The organism is Sphingobium sp. EP60837 (assembly GCF_001658005.1).
Lineage (GTDB): Bacteria > Pseudomonadota > Alphaproteobacteria > Sphingomonadales > Sphingomonadaceae > Sphingobium > Sphingobium tyrosinilyticum.
Window position 1 is genome coordinate 1,327,233 of the sequence record NZ_CP015986.1, and the last position, 17,919, is coordinate 1,345,151.

Below are 17,919 nucleotides of genomic sequence, written 5' to 3' on the forward strand. Positions count from 1 at the left end.
AAATGCCTATTTCCGCACATCCTTCGCCACGCCATCGAGCAGGCCGTTTACGAAGCCTGCCTCCCGCTTGTCGTAGAAGGCGTGCGCGACATCGACATATTCGCTGATGACGGTGCCGGTCGATACGTCGTTGCGGGCCAGCAGTTCATAGGCGCCCGCGCGCAGGATTTGCCGCATGGGCTTGTCGAGCCGGTCGAGGCTCCAGCCTTTCGACAGGCGTGCGGCGACGAGGCCATCGATTTCGTCCCGCCGCTTGTCAACGCCGGTCACGATGTCATCGAAAAAGCTTTCCTCGGCTTGGGCGTAGGTCACGTCTTCGATCGTCGCGCCGAGGCGATGCTGGTGAAATTCATGCAGCAGGGCGGCGAGCGGCGTGCCTTCCATTTCCAGCTGATATAGCGCCTGGACCGCGGCAAGGCGGGCGGCGGAGCGGGATTTGGCGCGTTCGTTCATAAGGATTCCATGTAGCCGTTCGCCCGGAGCTTGTCGAAGGGCAGTGTTTCTTGAGAAGGGCGGGGCTTCGACAAGCTCAGCCCGAACGGGGGTTAGGTAAGCCGCACCGCGACCGAAGCGGCGTGGGCAGGAAGCCCTTCCGCCTCCGCCAGCGCAACCGCTGCGGGACCGATCGTGTCGATGCTGCTCTGGTTCAGGCTGAGAAAACTGGTGCGCTTCATGAAGTCGAGCACCGAAAGCCCGGAGGAAAAGCGCGCCCGGCGGCCGGTCGGCAGCACATGGTTCGGCCCTGCGACATAATCGCCCACAGCCTCCGGCGTCATGCGGCCAAGGAAGACCGATCCGGCATGGCGCACCTGCGCGAACAGGGCGTCGGGATCGTCCACGGCGAGTTCCAGATGCTCGGCAGCCAGGCGGTTCACCAGCGGCATCGCCTCTGCAAAGTCGGGCACCAGAATGATAGCGCCATTGGCGGCCCAACTGGTCGCCGCCACCGCCTGCGTCGAGAGCAGCGGCAGACGCTTTTCGACGGCCGCCGCGACGGCGTCCGCAAAAGCGGCATCGTCGGTGAAGAGGATCGACTGGCTGGTCGGATCATGTTCGGACTGGCTGAGCAGATCGGCGGCGATCCAGTCGGGATCATTTTGCGCATCGGCCACAACGACGATCTCGGAGGGACCGGCGACCATGTCGATGCCGACGACGCCGTATAGCTGCCGCTTGGCCTCCGCGACCCAGGCATTGCCGGGGCCGGTAATGACATCGACCGGCTTGATCCGATCCGTTCCATAGGCAAGCGCCGCCACCGCCTGCGCTCCGCCGATGCGCCAGATTTCCTCGATCCCGGCAATGCTTGCCGCTGCCAGGACCAGCGGATTGATCTCGCCATTAGGCGTGGGCGTCACCATCGCGATGCGCGAGACGCCTGCGACCTTGGCGGGGATGACGTTCATCAGCAGCGAACTGGGATAAGCGGCGCGGCCGCCCGGCACATAAAGACCGGCGGCATCGACGGGCGTCCAGCGCGCGCCGAGGCGGACCCCGGCCGCATCAACGCTGTCGCTATCCTGCGGCTTCTGCTTTTCATGATAAGTGGTGATGCGCGCTGCGGCGAGTTCGAGGGCGTCGCGTAGTTGCGGTGAAATGCCCTGCAGCGCCGCGCGGCATTCGGCCGGGGTCACTGCCCAGCCACTCGCGGCCAGATCATGCCGGTCGAAGCGGCTGGTATAGTCGGCGATCGCGGCATCGCCCTCCGCGCGCACCCGCTTCAGGATGGCGCTGACATCGCGCGACACATCTTCGTCGGCCTCACGCCGGGCATCGACGAGGGAAGTGAAGGCGGCGGAGAAACCCGCGTCGCGGCTGTCGAGCCTAAGCGGCATCCTTTACCCCCACGGCCTTGCGGAAGCCTTCGACCAGCGGCGTGAGGTCGGCAGAGCGCATCTTGTAGGCGGCGCGATTGACGACCAGCCGCGCCGATACCTGCATGATGACATGGGTTTCGACGAGCCCGTTGGCTTTGAGCGTCGCGCCCGACGACACCAGATCGACGATCCGCCGCGACAGGCCCAGCGAAGGCGCCAGCTCCATCGCGCCGTTGAGCTTTACGCACTCGGCCTGAATGCCGCGCGCTTCATAATAGCGGCGGGTGAGATAGGGATATTTGGTGGCGACGCGGACATGGCTCATCGCGGCCTCATCCTCATCGGCGAGATCGACGGGCTCCGCGACCGACAGGCGGCAATGGCCGATGTCGAGGTCCACAGGCGCATAAAGCTCCGAATAATCGAATTCCTCGACTACGTCGGAACCGACGATCCCGATCTGCGCCGCGCCGTGGGCGACGAAAGTGGCGACGTCGAAAGCGCGCACGCGGATGATGGAAATGTCTGGCCGGTTGGTGGCGAAGCGCAGCGCCCGGCTCTTCTTGTCATGAAATTCCGCCTCCGGCTCTATGCCGACGCGCGCGAGCATCGGCAGCGCTTCATCGAGAATGCGGCCCTTGGGGATGGCGAGTGTGAGCGGACGAGTCATGACCGGCGGGCCTTACTTCGCAGGGGGAAAAAGGGCAAGGTTGGGGCGGAGTGCGGCAGATCAGGCCGCGTCAGCCAACGCTGCCTCGGTCGCCGCAATCCATCCGCCGCCCAGCACGCGATCGCCTGCATAGAGTACCGCAGCCTGGCCCGGCGCGACGCCATATTCGGGCGCGTCGAAGATCAGCCGTTCGCCCTCAAGCCGTGCGGGCACCGGCTTCGCCATCGACCGCACCTTGGCGCTCAGCGGGCCGGTGAAATCACGGCCCAGCCAGTTGATGTCCGACAGCTGCGCCGCAGATATCGCCAGGGCCGCCTTGGGTCCGACGATCACCCGCCGCGCTTCGGCGTCAAGGCGCACCACATAAAGCGGTTCGGCCTGGCCGCCGATCTCCAGCCCCTTGCGCTGTCCCACCGTATAGTGGATCAGCCCCTTGTGCGCGCCCAGCACCCGGCCATCGACATGGACGATATTGCCGCCTTCATCGGAATCGGGACGCAGCTTGCGCACGATCTTGGCATAGTCGCCGTCCGGCACGAAGCAGATGTCCTGGCTATCGGGCTTCAACGCAACCGAAAGGCCCAGTTCCGCCGCGATTTCGCGCACCTGCGGCTTGGGCAGGCCGCCCAGGGGGAACCGCAGATAGTCAAGCTGCGCCTGGGTGGTGGCGAAGAGGAAATAGCTCTGATCCCGCGCGGGATCGGCGGCGCGGTGCAGTTCGGCGCCCTGTGGCCCTTCGACACGCCGGACATAATGGCCGGTGGCGAGGCAGTCCGCCCCCAGGTCGCGCGCAATCTGGAACAGGTCGGTGAACTTCACGCCCATATTGCACTTCACGCAGGGGATGGGGGTGCGTCCCACCATATATTCATCGGCAAAATCAGCGATCACCGAGTCCCGAAACCGGCTTTCATAATCGAAGACATAGTGCGCGATGCCGATGCGGTCGGCGACGGCGCGGGCGTCCCGGATATCCTGCCCGGCGCAGCAGCTGCCGGTGCGGCCCACGGCAGCGCCATGATCGTAGAGCTGCAGCGTCACGCCGATGGTTTCAGCGCCGGTTCGCGCGGCAAGCGCGGCGACGACGCTTGAATCCACGCCCCCGGACATGGCGACGACGATTCGCCGCTGCTTAAGCGGCTCGGGCAACTGAAACTGGGGCTGCATGGGCGCGCATATAGTCGCGCGCGCGCCTGCATTCCAGCGGGATTCCGCTGTCACGCCCGCCAACATCATTCCGGTAGGGCAAGTTTACCGGACTTTATCCTTTCTTCCCTATCCATCGCCTCATGGATTTCAGTTTTCTTCGGGCGGGGGGGCTTCGGCCAGCCAATGCCAGACCCGTCAGCCGGCCGCACGCGCCGGTCTGGCCGATGCTGCGAGCCGCTTCGGCGGCGGCGCAGGCGGCCAGTCCGACCGCGCAGGCCGTTGCCGGGGTCCTGCGGGGGCAGGACAGTTCGGGCGACTGGATCCAGGACCTGGCCGAAATCTTCGCGCCACGTCCAAGCGGCATGATCGAAGCCGCGCGTCCAACGGGCAGCTTCAACCCGTTGATCGCACAGCATTTAAGAGTGGGGCAAGGATGATGAAGGGGGCGTTTACCGTGGCGCTTTAGCCGATCTTCAGGGCTGACGCGCATATCGGTTGCTGCTGCTGAATTCGGCAACGCCAGTGCCGCTTTTTGAGGGTGAGAATGATAGAAAATCAGAAAATTCGGCCTGCTCAGGTCGTCGGGCCGCTGGGGGAACCCCTAACTCTGGAGAGCCTTCCCCCGGTGAATACGACCCGTTGGGTCGTGCGCCGCAAGGCCGAGGTGGTGGCCGCCGTCAATGGCGGGCTGCTGACCGTTGATGAAGCCTGCGCGCGCTATTCATTGACGCTGGAAGAATTTGCAGGTTGGCAGCGCGCTGTCGATCGGTCGGGCATGCATGGCCTGCGCGTCACGCGCATCCAATATTATAAGTCGCTCTACGAACGGCAGCAGAAATACTGATCATCTGGCCGCCCCCTGCGATTGCGGGGCGGGATTGGAAAAGGGCCGCCGGATGCGCATCCGGCGGCCCTTTCCTTTTTGAGCGCGCCGCGATTCATCCCCAATTGTCAACCCAGAAACATTTTCGACGGAACGCGAAGCCGACTTCTCCGTTGAACAGATCAGCCAACCCGCTGGGGGCGCTGGTCCAAGGAGAGTGTGAAATGGGTATCATTTTGTGGCTTGTTGTCGGCGGTATCATCGGCTGGCTTGCTAGCATGCTAATGCGCACCGATGCGCAGCAGGGCATCCTTTTGAACATCGTCGTGGGTATCGTGGGCGCTTTCATCGGCGGCCTGATCTTCAGCGGCGGTTCGATCAACGAAGGCCTGACGCTCTATAGCTTCCTCGTTTCCCTGGTGGGCGCGGTCGTGCTGCTCGCCATCGTCAACCTGGTCCGTCGCGGATCGGTACGCTAACCGACCCGAAAGCTTAGCTGGCGGGTATGAAGGGCTGCGTTTCGGCGCAGCCCTTTTTGTATGCCTAGCGACGGTTGGCGAACAAGCGATAGATAATGAGTACGCCGATCGATCCCAGCACCGCCGCCAGGAAGCTTGCGCGCTCCCCTGGCTCATAGACGCCGAGCAGACGGCCGACATAGCCCGCGAGCAACGCCCCGGCGATCCCTAGCAATACGGTCAGCACGCAGCCGCCCGGGTCGCGGCCGGGCATCACCAGCCGAGCGATCGCGCCTGCGAACAGGCCAACGATGATCCACCCGAGCAATTCCATCCTAGCCTCCCGCGCTTAACTTAGGTCATAGCGCCATAGCCGCGCCGGTTTGGCAAGGGAGACGCTCACCCGCCAGCGTTGCTCCACCGATGCGCAAAGTGTATGGAGGGTTGAGCCAGGTGCGTTATTTAGATAATACAGCGCTTGAACGGCCAGGCCGCCGAATGATGGAAGCAGGATGAACTACGAAACTCAGGTCGCCGGGGATGCCCCGGTGCGCATCTTCGCTGAGGAACCGCAGCCTGCGCGGCGGCGGGCGCTGGTCATCGGCTCGATCGTGGCGATCATCCTGGTCGCCATTGCAGCGTGGGTCTCGATGCACGGCAAGGGCGCGGAAGCGCCCGCCGCGGAGCAGGCCCCGGTGGTTACCGTCATCGTCCCCGGTCAGTCGGTGGTCCCGCGCACGATCAGCGGCACTGGTTCGCTCGCCGCCCGCGTGGAAATGCCTGTAGGTGTCGTGGGCGAAGGCGGTGAAGTACGGCAGGTGCTGGTGCAGCCGGGCGATTGGGTTCGGGCCGGGCAGGTGCTGGCGGTGATCGAACGGTCGGTCCAGGCCGAGCAGATCCGGTCGCTGGCGGCGCAGGTTGAGGTCAACCGCGCTGATGCGAAGCTGGCTCAGGCCCAACTCGACCGAGCGCGTGCGCTGGTGAAGCGTGGCTTCATCAGCCAGGCGGATATTGATCAGCGCACCGCTACTCGCGATGCCGCGAACGCGCGCGTGAACGTCGCCGTGGCGCAACTCGCCGAACAGCGCGCGCGGACGGGTCGGTTGGACATCCGCGCACCTGCGGCGGGTCTGGTCCTGACGCGGGATGTCGAGCCGGGCCAGATCGTCGGATCGGGCAGCGGCGTGCTGTTCCGCATGGCGAAGGGCGGCGAAATGGAATTGCTGGCGCAGTTGAGCGAGGGCGACCTCACCACGCTGCGACCGGGAAACAGCGCAACGGTCACCCCAATCGGCAGCCAGGCGCAGTTCAGCGGACGGGTATGGCAGGTCTCGCCAGTGGTCGATCCGCAAACCCGGCAAGGCATCGCCCGCATCGCCATAGCCTATAATGCGGCGATCCGCCCGGGCGGTTTTGCGTCCGCTTCGATCGTCAGCGGCAGCGGCACCGCGCCTATGCTGCCGGAATCGGCTGTCCAGACCGACGCCAAAGGCCATTATGTCTATGTCGTCAACGCACGCGGGGAGACCGAGCGGCGCGATGTCGAGGTGGGCCAGGTGTCGGAGAAGGGCGTTGCGGTAACGCGCGGCCTGAATGGCAATGAACGCATCGTGGCGTCGGCGGGCGCCTTCCTGCGACCGGGGCAGAAGGTCCGACCGCAACTGCAAAAGGCCGGATAAGACCGCGCCGGCGAGGAAGCCGTCATGAGTTTTCGCAATATTTCAGCCTGGGCCATCCGTAATCCGGTGTCGCCGCTCGTGCTGTTCGTCGCGCTGCTGATCGCTGGCGCGGTCAGCTTCGGCCGCATGGACATCAACCAGCAGCCCGACATCAGCTTTCCCATCGCACAAGTGCTGGTGCTGCAGCCAGGCGCCGCGCCGCCCGAACTGGAAACCCAGGTGACGCAGCGGATCGAGGCCGCCGTGCGCGGCATCAGCGGCGTCGATGAAATCACCTCGACCGTGTCCGAAGGTCAGTCGATGACGATCGTGCAGTTCCAGATAGGGACGCCGATCGACCGCGGGGTCAATGACGTCAAAAATGCCGTCGATCAGATCCGCAGCGACTTGCCCGAAGGCATTTTGGAGCCGCAGGTGACGCGGCGGGATGCTGACGGGCCGATCGCCTATTTCAGCGCTGAAGCCACCGACATGACGCTGGAGCAATTGTCCTGGTATGTGGACAATACGGTCGCCAAGCGGCTGCTCGCCGTTCCCGGCATGGCTGCGGTCAAGCGCGGGGGCGGCGTCACGCGCGAGATCCGTGTGATACTGGACCCCGTCAAGCTGCAATCGCACGGCATCACCGCTGCGCAGGTCAATCAGCAGTTGCAGCAGGTCAATCTCAACGCGGCTGGCGGCCGCACGGAAATTGCCGGGGCGGAGCAGGCCATCCGCGTCCTTGGCAACGCCCGCGACGCCTATGCCCTGGGCCAAACTCAGATCGCGATCGCAGGCGGACGCACAGTGAAGCTGGCCGACCTTGCAGACGTGCGTGACATGTATGCGGAGCAGCGGTCGCTTTCGCTGATGAACGGCACGCAGGTGACGAGCTTCAGCATGGAGAAGGCCAAGGGTTCGTCAGACGTCAACGTCTTCGACAATGCGCTCAAGGTGCTGGAGCAGTTGAAGAAGGAAAATCCGAAGATCCGCTATAAGCAGCTCTTCACCAGCGTCGAATATACCAGGAGCCAATATCATTCGGCGATGGCGTCGATGATCGAAGGCGCGGTGCTGGCGGTCGTCATCGTGTTCCTGTTCCTGCGGGACTGGCGCGCGACGATCATCGCGGCGCTGGCCATTCCCTTGTCGGCCATCCCGACCTTCTGGTTCATGGACATGATGGGCTTCACGCTCAACATGACCTCGCTGTTGGCATTGAGCCTAGTGGCGGGCGTGCTGGTGGATGACGCGATCGTGGAGATCGAGAATATCGTCCGCCACATGCGCATGGGCAAAACCGCCTATCAGGCGGCGATCGACGCGGCCGACGAGATCGGCCTCGCCGTGCTCGCGACGACAATGGCGATCGTGGCCGTGTTCCTACCGGTCGCGCTGATGCCGGGCATTTCGGGGCAGTTTTTCATCCAGTTCGGCATGACCGTGGTCGTGGCCGTGTTGCTGAGCCTGGCCGTAGCGCGCCTGATCACGCCCATGGTCGCCGCCTATTTCCTGAAGGCTCATGGGCAGGAAAGCCATGGCGAAGGGTGGTTGATGGACGTCTATATGCGCGTCCTGCATTGGTCGCTCGACGAACGTGCATCGAACGCCTATCGGGCGCGCGGCGCACGGCCACGCTTTGCCGCCTGGTTGCGTGACCACCGCGTCTGGACGGTGGGCATAGGGGCGCTAGCCTTCGCCGCAACCATGGTCGCCTTTGCGACACTGCCGATGGCCTTTCAGCCGTCGATGGACACGGACTTCAGCCAGGTAAAGATCGAAACCGTGCCGGGCAGCACGCTGGAGCAGACGGCGGGGGTCGCCCGGCGCGTGGCGGACATATTGGCGGCGGACAAGGACTATGTCGATGCAGCCTTTGCCGATATCGAACCAACCAGCGCTAACATCTATCTGACGCTGCGGAAGGACCGGCCTGCCTCGTCGGTCGAATGGGAGCGCAACGTAGCGCCGAAGTTTCAGCAGATCGCCGACGCGCGGGTCAATTTCCAGTCGCAGGCAGGCGGCGGTTTTGGCCGTGACGTAACGATCATGCTGGGAAGCGACAATGCGGAGTTGCTGGAGCAGACGGCCAACAAGCTGGTTTCCGAGATGTCCGGAGTGCGGGAAGTCCGCGCACCGCGGGTGCAGGGCGACATGAACCGGCCGGAAATCATCATCAAGCCGCGCTTCGATCTGGCTGCAAATCTCGGCGTCACCACCGCCGCGCTCAGCCAGACGATCCGGGTGGCGACGATCGGGGAGATCGATCAGAACAGCGCCAAATTCTCGCTATCCGACCGGCAGATCCCGATCCGCGTCGCGGTTGCCGAAGACAGCCGGCGCGACATTGCGACGATCGAGAATATGCCTGTGCCGACGGTCAGCGGAGGCTCCGTGCCGCTGAAGGTCGTCGCCGACGTCGAATTTGGCGCCGGGCCGACGCAAATCCGCCGCTATAACCAAATTCGCCGCATCGTCGTTGACGCGGACTTTGCGCCCGGCATCGTCAGCAGCCAGGCGATGAAGAAGATCAACGCCCTGCCGACGATGAAGGCGGTTGAGGAAGGGCGCATCGCAGGCATCCAGAAAATCAACACCGGCGAGTCCAAATGGCAGGCCGAAATGGTGATGAACTTCGTCGTCGCGGTGATATCCGGCGTCATGCTGGTGCTGGCGGTGCTGACGCTGCTCTACAAGCGGCTGATGCCGCCCTTCGTTAATCTGGGCTCGCTGCTGCTGGCGCCGCTGGGTGGGGCACTGGCGCTGCACCTGACCGGCAACCCGATTTCCATGCCGGTGCTGATTGGCCTGTTGATGCTGCTCGGCATCGTCGCCAAGAATTCGATCCTGGTGATCGATTTCGCGCTGGAGGAAGTGCAAAAGGGCGTGCCGCGCTTCGACGCGATCGTGGATGCAGGGCACAAGCGGGCGCAGCCGATCGTCATGACCACGGTCGCCATGGTCGCGGGCATGGTGCCGACCGCATTGTCACTGGGCGGCGACAGCGCCTGGCGTGCGCCGATGGGCATCACCGTGATCGGCGGCCTGCTGCTGTCCACCCTGCTGACGCTGGTGATCGTGCCCGCGACGTTCAGCTTGGCACTGGAGATCGAGGAATGGGCGGGCCCGCGCCTCAGCCGCCGTCTGCTCACCTACAAACCGGGTGATGACGCGGCCCATGAAGGCGCGGCGCAACCGGCTGAATAAGGCAGAGGACAGGCGGCGTGGCGAAAGAAGCGCTTGTCTGAACGAAACGGCGGCGTAACCGTTGGTCGGACAATGAAGCTGCTTCCCGTTCCCCTTCCCGCCGCCGATGCGCCGGTTCGCTCCTCGCGCGATATGCGTATGGTGGCGACGGGCATGTTGCTCGCCATGGCGGCGCTGTTCCTGATCGCGCGGGCGACAACCCATGTCCATCCCGCCATCGGCTTCGTCCAGGCGTTCGCCGAGGCGGCGATGGTGGGCGGCCTTGCCGATTGGTTCGCCGTCACCGCGCTGTTTCGCCATCCGTTGGGCCTGCCCATCCCGCACACGGCGATCATTCCGCGCAACAAGGACCGGATCGGCGACACGCTGGCGCTGTTCCTGCGCGATAATTTCTTGACCCCTGCCGTCGTCGCCCGGCGCATGCAACGGCTGGACGTCGCGGGCGCGACGGGGCGCTTCCTCGCCAGCCCTTCAGGCGGAGATGGCCGACTGCGCGAAGGCGCGTCACGGCTGGCCGCGGACATGCTGGAGGCGTTGGACCAGGAACGGCTGGGCGGCATGGTGAAGGGCGCCATCGCGCAGCGGCTTCGGGGCGTGAACCTGTCGCCGCTGATCGGCCAGGCGATCGAAGCGGCGATGCGCGACGGCCGCCATGCGCCGGTGATGGACGGCATCATACATTGGGCGGACCGCACGCTGGAAGCCAATGACCATCTGATCCGCCAGATGGTTCATGACCGCGCAGGCAAGATATTGCGCTGGACTGGGCTGGATGAAAATCTTTCCAATGCGATCATCGATGGCCTGCGGCGACTGCTGGCGGAAATGGCGGCCGATCCCGGCCACAGCCTGCGCCTCAAGGCGGAAGAAGGCATGACGAAGCTGGCGCAGGACCTACAATTCGATGCCGGCATGCAGGAGCGCGTCTCCCGCATCCGCGACGAGATCGTCGATAATCCCGCAATGCAGCGCTGGATCGACGGCCTGTGGGAGCAGGCCCGGTCCGGGCTGCTGCGCGCAATACGCGATCCGGGGAAGGCAATGGCAGGGCGTCTGGGCGAAGCGCTGCAGCAATTGGGCGGGACGCTGCAGGAAAATGCCCGGCTGCGCCTATTGATCAACCGTTTCGTGCGGCGCGCGGCGGTAGGCGCGACGGCGGCCTACGGCGATTCCATCGTGACACTGGTCAGCGAAACGGTGCGCGGCTGGGACGCGGGCACAGTGACCAGCCGGCTAGAGGGCGCAGTGGGACGGGACCTGCAATATATCCGGATCAATGGAACATTGGTTGGCGGGCTGGTGGGCCTGGCGATTCACTGCGTCGATACATTCTTCTGAAATTTGCGCTCTAAAATCCTTGAAAGAGCCTCCGGCCATCCCTAGCTGGCGTCGGCAAGGTAACTGCGTTGCAATTTGCAACTTTGATAAGGGGAAATCATGACCAGCCTCTTCGATCCCGTACAGCTCGGCGCCGTCACGGCCCGCAACCGCATCTTCATGGCGCCCCTGACCCGCGCCCGCGCGACCCACGATCATGTGCCCACGCCGATCATGGCAGATTATTACCGGCAGCGTGCATCGGCCGGGCTGATCATCAGCGAAGGCATCGGCGTGTCGCAGCAGGGGCTTGGCTGGCCCTATGCAGCCGGTATCTGGTCTGCCGAGCAAGTGGCTGCGTGGAAGCCGGTGACGCAGGCAGTGCATGACGCGGGCGGCCGCATTTTCGCGCAGCTCTGGCACATGGGCAGGCTGGTGCATTCGAGCGTCACAGGTGAGCAGCCTGTATCATCCAGCCCCGTCACGGCCCCAGGCCACGCGCATAGCTATGAAGGCAACAAGCCCTATGAGCAGCCGCGCGCGTTGGAAGCAGAGGAAATCCCGGCCCTGATCGCGACTTATGTCACGGCCGCGCGCAACGCCCGTGAAGCAGGATTTGACGGCGTGCAGATCCATGCCGCCAATGGCTATCTGATCGACGAGTTCCTGCGTGATGGCGTCAATCAGCGGCAGGACGCTTATGGCGGCAGCCCGGAAAATCGCGCACGTTTGTTGCGCGAGATCACACAGGCGGTTGCGGACGCGATCGGTGCGGATCGCACGGCGGTTCGGCTGTCGCTGAACGGCGCGTCGCAGGGAACGGACGACAGCGATCCTGCGAGCCTATCTGCCGCCATCGCACAGGCGTTGGAACCGATCGGCCTCGCTTTCGTGGAAATGCGCGAACTGCGGCAGGACGGGACGCGTGGCGCCAGCGACGTGCCACGCCAGTCTCCGATCGTGCGCCGTTACTTTAGCGGCCCGTTGGTGCTGAACAGCGATTATGATGTGGCCCGCGCTCAAGAGGATCTGACCAGCGGCCTAGCCCAGGCGATCAGCTTTGGCCGGCCCTTCATCTCCAACCCCGACCTGCCCGACCGCTTTTCGGCGGGCGCGCCGCTCAATGCGTTGAGCGAAGGCACGCTCTATACGCAGGGCGCGGAAGGCTATGTCGATTATCCAGTGCTTGCCAAGGCTGGGTGACGGGCTTCAGCCGCTTGGGTCGGGCGGGTGCGGGAAGTTGCGCCTAGGTGTCTGGACTTCGCCCGAGACCAACGGATTTTGATAATGGAGGAAAGGGCCGCCTGTATTAGGGGGCGGCCCTTTCTTCATTTCAGCTTAAGCTCAGGCGCTGAATTTCTCGCGGAGCGCCAGCATGGCGAGGGCCGCCTTAGCCGCCTCGCCGCCCTTGTCCTTTTCGTCCGGACGGGCGCGGGTCAGGGCTTGCGCCTCGTTTTCCACGGTCAGGATGCCGTTGCCGATCGGGATGCCGTCCATGCTGAGCGCCATCAGGCCGCGCGCGCTTTCGTTCGAGACCACTTCGAAATGATAGGTCTCGCCCCGGATCACGACGCCGATCGCGACGAAGCCGTCATAGCGGCCGGTTTCCGCCGCCAGCGCCACCGCACCGGGAATCTCAAGCGCGCCGGGCACGGTCACGACCTCATATTTATGCCCTTCCGCATCGAGCGCAGCGGCGGCGCCTTCGATCAGAAGGTCGTTGAGATGGTCGTAGAAACGCGCTTCAACGATCAGGAATTTCGCCACGGCTGATGTCCTTCTTATAGCTCGACGGACCGCTGCCCAACCACGGCGAGGTCATAGCCGTCAAGCGCGATCAGGCTGTGATGCGTGTTGCTGAGCAGGATCATGTCATGGACGCCGAGGTCGGCGAGGATCTGCGCGCCGACGCCATAGTCGCGAAGCTCATCCATACCGCTGCCAGGCTGACCGGCATGATGGCGCAGGATGCGGCTGACAAAGTCCACCGGCGAGGTGCCGGTCAGGACGACGATGATGCCCGCCCCTTCCTGCGCGATGATTTCCATCGACTTGGCGAGCAAACCGCGACGAGGGCCGGTGGCGCCATAAACGTCGTCGAGCAGCGAAAGCTGATGGACGCGGACCAAGGTGGGCTCGTCGGGAGCGACATGGCCCTTTTGCAGCACCAACTGCTCGCTATGCGTCGCCTTGTTGTAGAAGCTGATTGCCTTCCAATCGCCGCCCCACTCACTCTTGAACGTGGTTTCGGCGCGGCGTTCGACCATATGATCGTGGCGGCGGCGATAGGCGATGAGATCGCGGATCGTACCGATCTTCATCTTATGCTTCTGCGCAAAGGGGATGAGGTCGTCGAGGCGTGCCATCGTGCCGTCGTCCTTCATCACTTCGCAGATGACGCCGGAAGGGTTGAGCCCGGCGAGGCGCGCTACATCGACCGCCGCTTCGGTATGGCCGGTGCGCACCAGCACGCCGCCATCCTTGGCGACCAGCGGGAAGACATGGCCGGGGGTGACGATATCGTCCCGGCCCTTCGATCCGTCGATCGCGACGGAGATGGTACGGGCGCGGTCGGCGGCGCTGATGCCGGTCGTGACGCCTTCACGCGCTTCGATCGAGACGGTGAAAGCGGTTTCGTGCCGAGTGCCATTGTTGCGGCTCATGAGGTCGAGGCCCAGTTCCTCGACCCGGTTCTTGGTCATGGCTAGGCAGACGAGGCCGCGGCCATGGGTCGCCATGAAATTGATCGCGTCGGGCGTCGCCATTTGCGCAGGGATGACGAGGTCGCCCTCATTCTCACGGTCTTCGTCATCAACCAGGATGAACATGCGGCCGTTGCGCGCTTCGTTGATGATCTCTTCCGGACTGGCGAGCGCGGTCCCGCCTTCGCGGCGAAGGAGGTAGCTTTCCAGCTTGCCCAACGTGTCGGCGGTCGGGTTCCAATCGGGTTCGCCCAGCTTGCGCAGGCTGTTGGCGTGCAGACCAGCGGCGCGGGCCAGACCGGAACGGGACATGCCGCCTTCGTTGACCAATGTACGGACGGTATCAATAAGCGCAGATGACATGACACGACTCTCCTGTGGCACAAGGGCCTTGTCAGGAGGGTATCACATTATAATGTGATTTTATCAAGCAGGAATCACACTGCTCCGCGAAGGCTTTGCATCCGGTCGAGATAGCGAGCAAGCACGTCAATCTCCAGATTGAAGGTCCGGCCGGGTGTCAGCTGGTCAAGCGTGGTTGCTGCGGCGGTGTGCGGGATGATGTTGAGACCGAAATGCACCGAACCGTCCGGCTGGTCCTCCACGCTATTCACGGTCAAAGAAATGCCATCGAGCGTGATCGACCCCTTGGCCGCGAGCGCCGGGGCCAGAGCGGCGGGGGCGTCGATGACGAGGCGCGTTGAATCGCCTTCGGGGGTGGCGGACACCAGGGTGCCGATCCCATCGACGTGGCCGGTGACGATATGGCCGCCCAACTCGTCGCCGACCTTGAGTGCGCGTTCGAGGTTCAGCCGTCCGCCCTGCACCCAGAGCCCCGGCGCCGTGCGCGTGACTGTTTCGGCGGACAGATCGACGGCGAACCAGCCCTCCCCCTTTTCCACTACAGTGAGGCACGCTCCTGAGCAGGCGATCGACGCGCCGATCGCGACGCCGTCCATGTCATAGGCCGAAGCGATGACTAGGCGCAGGTCGCCGCGCTGCTCGGTAGAGCGGATGGTGCCAATATCGGTGATGATGCCGGTGAACATGGGTGGTGCGGTCCTGCTGCCTATAAGCCGCGCTCTAGGCGCTGCGCTGCCTTTCGTAAACCTCGAGCCGGTCCTCGCCCAGCTTGCGCTCGTCCGTCAGCCGCCAGCGGCCATGGGCCTGCGCGAGATCGGAGAGGCCGATGTCGCCGAGACCGGGAAGCCCTGAACCGATCAGGATCGGGGCGCGGTAGAGCAACAGCCGATCGACCAGATCGGCGTGGAGGAAGGAGGCTGCGGCAGCGGCTCCGCCCTCTATCAAAAGATGATCGACATGGGCGAGCGCGGCGATGTCCCCCGGGTGCTCGATCGCCTCCCAGCCCTTTGGCGCGGCGCCACGGCTCAACAACAGGCGGCGGGGGGAGCGATTTTCCAGCCCTCTGAGCCGTACGTCGAGACGCGGCTTGTCGGCGCGAAGCGTGCCGCCCCCGACCAATATGGCGTCATGCCGCGCACGTTCGAGATGGGCATGGGCGCGCGCGGCTTCGCCAGTGATCCAGCGGCTCGACCCATTCTTGAGCGCGATGCAGCCGTCGAGCGAAAGGCCAAGCTTCAAGGTGACGGCGGGGCGGCCCAGCGTCTGGCGCAGCACGAAGCCACACATGGCGGACGCTGCTTCCTGGGCCATCAGGCCCATTTCAACCTGGATGCCGCGCGCACGCAGATGCTCCGCGCCCTGTCCATCGGTGCGGGGATCGGGATCGCGCAAGGCGATGACGACGCGCGTCACCCCTGCCCGCGCCATCAGGTCGGCGCAGCGAGGGCCGCGTGCGGAAAGGTGGAAGCAGGGCTCCAGCGTCACATAGGCCGTCGCGCCACGCGCCTGGTCCAGCGCTTGGTCAAGCGCCTGCGCCTCCGCATGGGGACGGCCGCCTTTTTGCGTCCAGCCGCGCCCGACGACCACGCCGTCGCGGACAATCAGGCAGCCGACATTGGGATTGGGCGTGGAAAGCCCGCGCCCGCGTTCGGACAGGGCGATGGCCGCTGCCATGAAACGGCGGTCGTCAGTGGAATCGGCCATAGCGCGTTCGGTCAAGGCTGACGGGTTTGAGGTGCGGCCTTCTCCGCCGCCTCCGCCTTTGCAAGCCGCGAGTCGAGCTGCGCGTTGATTTCCTTCAGCGCTTCCTTCCGCCGAGCGCTGTTGCGAGCTTCTTCGGTCCGCCAGTCGATGCCGAAGGCGTCGGCCCAGCCCTGCATCTGCTTCTGGCGCTTCTGCAGCGCCGCCTCGCTCTTCGCGAGGTCGATCTTCTGCTGCAGGATGATAGCCGCGTCTGACCGGCTGGCATCCCAGCTTTGTATGTAGATGATCTTGTTGCGGGTCGGCATGGTGTTGGTGTTGGCATCGACCACGAAGACCCAGATGATCACATAGGTGATCGCGATCGACAGGCCGAGCAGCGGCCATTTATGTGGCCGATTCTCGCGAAAATAGGTCCACAGGTCGCTGAGAGCGCTCTTGGGAGAGACCGGACGGGGGAAGATCGCCATCGTGGATATATAGGGGATGCCGCAGCCGGATGCAAAGCCGGCGCTTGCATCCGGCGAGAGCGCGCTCACCTGTCGGTCAGCTTGAAGTGGACCGTCAGCACCTTGCTGCTGGCGACCGCAACGCCATCGCGAGTCGCGGGGCGGAAGCGCCATTTACGCAGGGCGTGGCGCTGAGTGGCGATCCAAAAGGCTTCATCGGTTGCGGATATGCGCGCTATGTCCGTTACCCGTCCGTCGGCGTTGATGGTGACGCGGACCGTGACGGAGCCTTCCAGCCCCTGGCGGATCATCGATCCCGGATAGTCCGGCTGGAAGGCCGCGAGCGCCTTGGGATCGATTTTGGGTTCGACCAGTACGGGCTCATAAGGAGGATTGATGGGCGGGAGGATGATCTCATTCCCGCCAGAACCCTCACCAGTATCGCCGCTACCGAGCAGGTCTTTAGCGCCACTATCGGGCACATTCACCACACTGTCCGTCTTGCCGGGCGCGGGATCGGTTTTGACCCGAACCGGCAGCTTGGATTCCGGAGGCTGGGGCTGCGGTTCGGGCGGCGGCGGCGGGTGGAGTGGGATCTGGTTGCCGATGAAGATTTGCGGCACATAGGGGGCGATGACCTCCTTGGGCATCAGGAGGAAGGCCCCTGCGACCAGAGCATGTACCGCTATCGTCGCGCCGATCCCAACGGGCGATCCGCCACTTCCCCGGTAGCCCGACTGCCCCTGACCGCCCATTGGGTGCATCGCCATAAACGTCATCGCATCCTCCATCCTCTGCGCGATCTTGCTCACCGCTCCAAAGATGATGTTACATCATATCTCATGATATGTTGCAACATCATCTTTGGAGGGGAGGCGGGGCGCTTGTGCGTGAGGCAGCCGGACCTTACGATAGGCGCTATGAGTCCATTGCCTGAAGACCCGACCCTCGACGAAGTCCGCGCCTATCTGGCGCCGATCCTGCCGCGCCATGCTGCGTTCGACGGCTGGCGCGCTGAAGCGGTGATGATGGCCGCGGCGGAAGGAAGCGTGGACAGAGAGATCGCGCAACTCGCCTTCTCGGCGGGCGCCATGGACATGATCGACGCCTGGTTCGCTAGCATCGACGCGCGCATGATCGAAGCGCTGCCCCCCGAAAAGATCGCGACCATGTCGATCCGCCAGCGCATCACGGCGCTGATCACCGCGCGGCTCAAGCTGCTGGCGCACGACCGCGAAGCCTTGCGCCGGGCGCTGGCCGTGATGGCCATGCCGCAAAACAGCGCGCGGGCGGCAAAGCTCGGCTGGCGCGCGGCGGATGTGATGTGGCGCGCGGGCGGAGACAGCGCGACGGACTTTAATCATTACAGCAAGAGACTGACCCTGGCGGCAGTCTATGCCGCGACCCTGCTGGTCTTTGTTGATGACGAAAGCGAAGATTGGGCGGACAGCCGCGCCTTCCTCGATCGGCGGATCGAAGGCGTGATGCGGTTCGAACGCGCCAAAGCCAAGTGGAAGGGCGTCGGCGGCGGCGAGCGGCTGAGCCTTTCCCGCTTCATCGGCAGGCTGCGCTACCCGGCGGTATGATCTGCCGGGGCCGGACGGC

General features: G+C 64.3%; 19 protein-coding genes. 8 read left to right on the forward strand and 11 right to left on the reverse strand.

Features of this window, described 5'->3' with window-relative positions; genetic code table 11:
- Positions 1 to 6: 6 nt before the first annotated feature.
- The 4 genes from nusB to mnmA form a co-directional block, all read right to left on the reverse strand.
- Complete coding sequence (gene nusB / locus EP837_RS06470) at positions 7 to 453, reverse strand: transcription antitermination factor NusB (RefSeq protein WP_066525585.1); 447 nt, start codon at positions 451 to 453, stop codon at positions 7 to 9.
- Between the two features lie 92 nt (positions 454 to 545).
- On the reverse strand, positions 546 to 1,835 hold the full coding sequence (gene hisD, locus EP837_RS06475) for a histidinol dehydrogenase (protein WP_066525589.1): 1,290 nt from the start codon (positions 1,833 to 1,835) through the stop codon (positions 546 to 548).
- A complete protein-coding gene (gene hisG, locus EP837_RS06480) occupies positions 1,825 to 2,487 on the reverse strand; it encodes an ATP phosphoribosyltransferase (protein ID WP_066525592.1) in 663 nt (220 codons plus the stop codon). The genes hisD and hisG overlap by 11 nt, the downstream gene beginning before the upstream one ends.
- Positions 2,488 to 2,547: 60 nt before the next feature.
- Positions 2,548 to 3,654 (reverse strand): tRNA 2-thiouridine(34) synthase MnmA, encoded by a 1,107-nt coding sequence (gene mnmA / locus EP837_RS06485; protein WP_066528853.1) that lies wholly within the window; start codon positions 3,652 to 3,654, stop codon positions 2,548 to 2,550.
- A gap of 122 nt (positions 3,655 to 3,776) precedes the next feature.
- On the opposite strand from mnmA, the gene EP837_RS06490 reads away from it, so the two are divergent.
- The 3 genes from EP837_RS06490 (at position 3,777) to EP837_RS06500 (ending at position 4,938) form a co-directional block, all read left to right on the forward strand.
- Positions 3,777 to 4,073, forward strand: coding sequence for a hypothetical protein (locus EP837_RS06490; protein WP_066525597.1), 297 nt, complete (start codon positions 3,777 to 3,779; stop codon positions 4,071 to 4,073).
- Between the two features lie 107 nt (positions 4,074 to 4,180).
- Complete coding sequence (gene sciP / locus EP837_RS06495) at positions 4,181 to 4,480, forward strand: CtrA inhibitor SciP (RefSeq protein ID WP_062112932.1); 300 nt, start codon at positions 4,181 to 4,183, stop codon at positions 4,478 to 4,480.
- A 203-nt stretch (positions 4,481 to 4,683) separates the two neighbouring features.
- Complete coding sequence (locus tag EP837_RS06500) at positions 4,684 to 4,938, forward strand: GlsB/YeaQ/YmgE family stress response membrane protein (protein ID WP_066525599.1); 255 nt, start codon at positions 4,684 to 4,686, stop codon at positions 4,936 to 4,938.
- Positions 4,939 to 5,002: 64 nt separating this feature from the next.
- On the opposite strand, the gene EP837_RS06505 is transcribed toward EP837_RS06500, so the two are convergent.
- Positions 5,003 to 5,251, reverse strand: a complete 249-nt coding sequence (locus EP837_RS06505; protein WP_066525602.1) for a GlsB/YeaQ/YmgE family stress response membrane protein — start codon at positions 5,249 to 5,251, stop codon at positions 5,003 to 5,005.
- A gap of 178 nt (positions 5,252 to 5,429) precedes the next feature.
- Between EP837_RS06505 and EP837_RS06510 the strand changes: the two genes are divergently transcribed.
- The 4 genes from EP837_RS06510 (at position 5,430) to EP837_RS06525 (ending at position 12,302) form a co-directional block, all read left to right on the forward strand.
- Positions 5,430 to 6,596 (forward strand): efflux RND transporter periplasmic adaptor subunit, encoded by a 1,167-nt coding sequence (locus EP837_RS06510; RefSeq protein WP_066525605.1) that lies wholly within the window; start codon positions 5,430 to 5,432, stop codon positions 6,594 to 6,596.
- 24 nt (positions 6,597 to 6,620) lie between these two features.
- Entirely contained in the window at positions 6,621 to 9,782 is a 3,162-nt protein-coding gene (locus EP837_RS06515; protein WP_066525607.1) for an efflux RND transporter permease subunit, read from the forward strand.
- A 72-nt stretch (positions 9,783 to 9,854) separates the two neighbouring features.
- Positions 9,855 to 11,120: a DUF445 domain-containing protein gene (locus EP837_RS06520; protein ID WP_066525610.1), complete on the forward strand. Its 1,266-nt coding sequence runs from the start codon at positions 9,855 to 9,857 to the stop codon at positions 11,118 to 11,120.
- 99 nt (positions 11,121 to 11,219) lie between these two features.
- Positions 11,220 to 12,302, forward strand: coding sequence for an alkene reductase (locus tag EP837_RS06525; protein WP_066525613.1), 1,083 nt, complete (start codon positions 11,220 to 11,222; stop codon positions 12,300 to 12,302).
- Positions 12,303 to 12,443: 141 nt separating this feature from the next.
- On the opposite strand, the gene ribH is transcribed toward EP837_RS06525, so the two are convergent.
- The 6 genes from ribH to EP837_RS06555 form a co-directional block, all read right to left on the reverse strand.
- Positions 12,444 to 12,866, reverse strand: coding sequence for a 6,7-dimethyl-8-ribityllumazine synthase (ribH, locus tag EP837_RS06530; RefSeq protein ID WP_066525615.1), 423 nt, complete (start codon positions 12,864 to 12,866; stop codon positions 12,444 to 12,446).
- Between the two features lie 14 nt (positions 12,867 to 12,880).
- Positions 12,881 to 14,164: a 3,4-dihydroxy-2-butanone-4-phosphate synthase gene (ribB, locus tag EP837_RS06535; protein ID WP_066525617.1), complete on the reverse strand. Its 1,284-nt coding sequence runs from the start codon at positions 14,162 to 14,164 to the stop codon at positions 12,881 to 12,883.
- Between the two features lie 74 nt (positions 14,165 to 14,238).
- Positions 14,239 to 14,850, reverse strand: a complete 612-nt coding sequence (locus tag EP837_RS06540) for a riboflavin synthase (protein WP_066525624.1) — start codon at positions 14,848 to 14,850, stop codon at positions 14,239 to 14,241.
- 34 nt (positions 14,851 to 14,884) lie between these two features.
- Positions 14,885 to 15,868 (reverse strand): bifunctional diaminohydroxyphosphoribosylaminopyrimidine deaminase/5-amino-6-(5-phosphoribosylamino)uracil reductase RibD, encoded by a 984-nt coding sequence (gene ribD, locus EP837_RS06545; RefSeq protein ID WP_257784351.1) that lies wholly within the window; start codon positions 15,866 to 15,868, stop codon positions 14,885 to 14,887.
- A gap of 11 nt (positions 15,869 to 15,879) precedes the next feature.
- A complete protein-coding gene (locus tag EP837_RS06550; protein ID WP_066528858.1) occupies positions 15,880 to 16,335 on the reverse strand; it encodes a hypothetical protein in 456 nt (151 codons plus the stop codon).
- Between the two features lie 65 nt (positions 16,336 to 16,400).
- Positions 16,401 to 17,093, reverse strand: a complete 693-nt coding sequence (locus tag EP837_RS06555; RefSeq protein WP_066528860.1) for an energy transducer TonB — start codon at positions 17,091 to 17,093, stop codon at positions 16,401 to 16,403.
- A gap of 141 nt (positions 17,094 to 17,234) precedes the next feature.
- Between EP837_RS06555 and EP837_RS06560 the strand changes: the two genes are divergently transcribed.
- Complete coding sequence (locus tag EP837_RS06560; protein ID WP_066525625.1) at positions 17,235 to 17,900, forward strand: COQ9 family protein; 666 nt, start codon at positions 17,235 to 17,237, stop codon at positions 17,898 to 17,900.
- Positions 17,901 to 17,919: the final 19 nt, after the last annotated feature.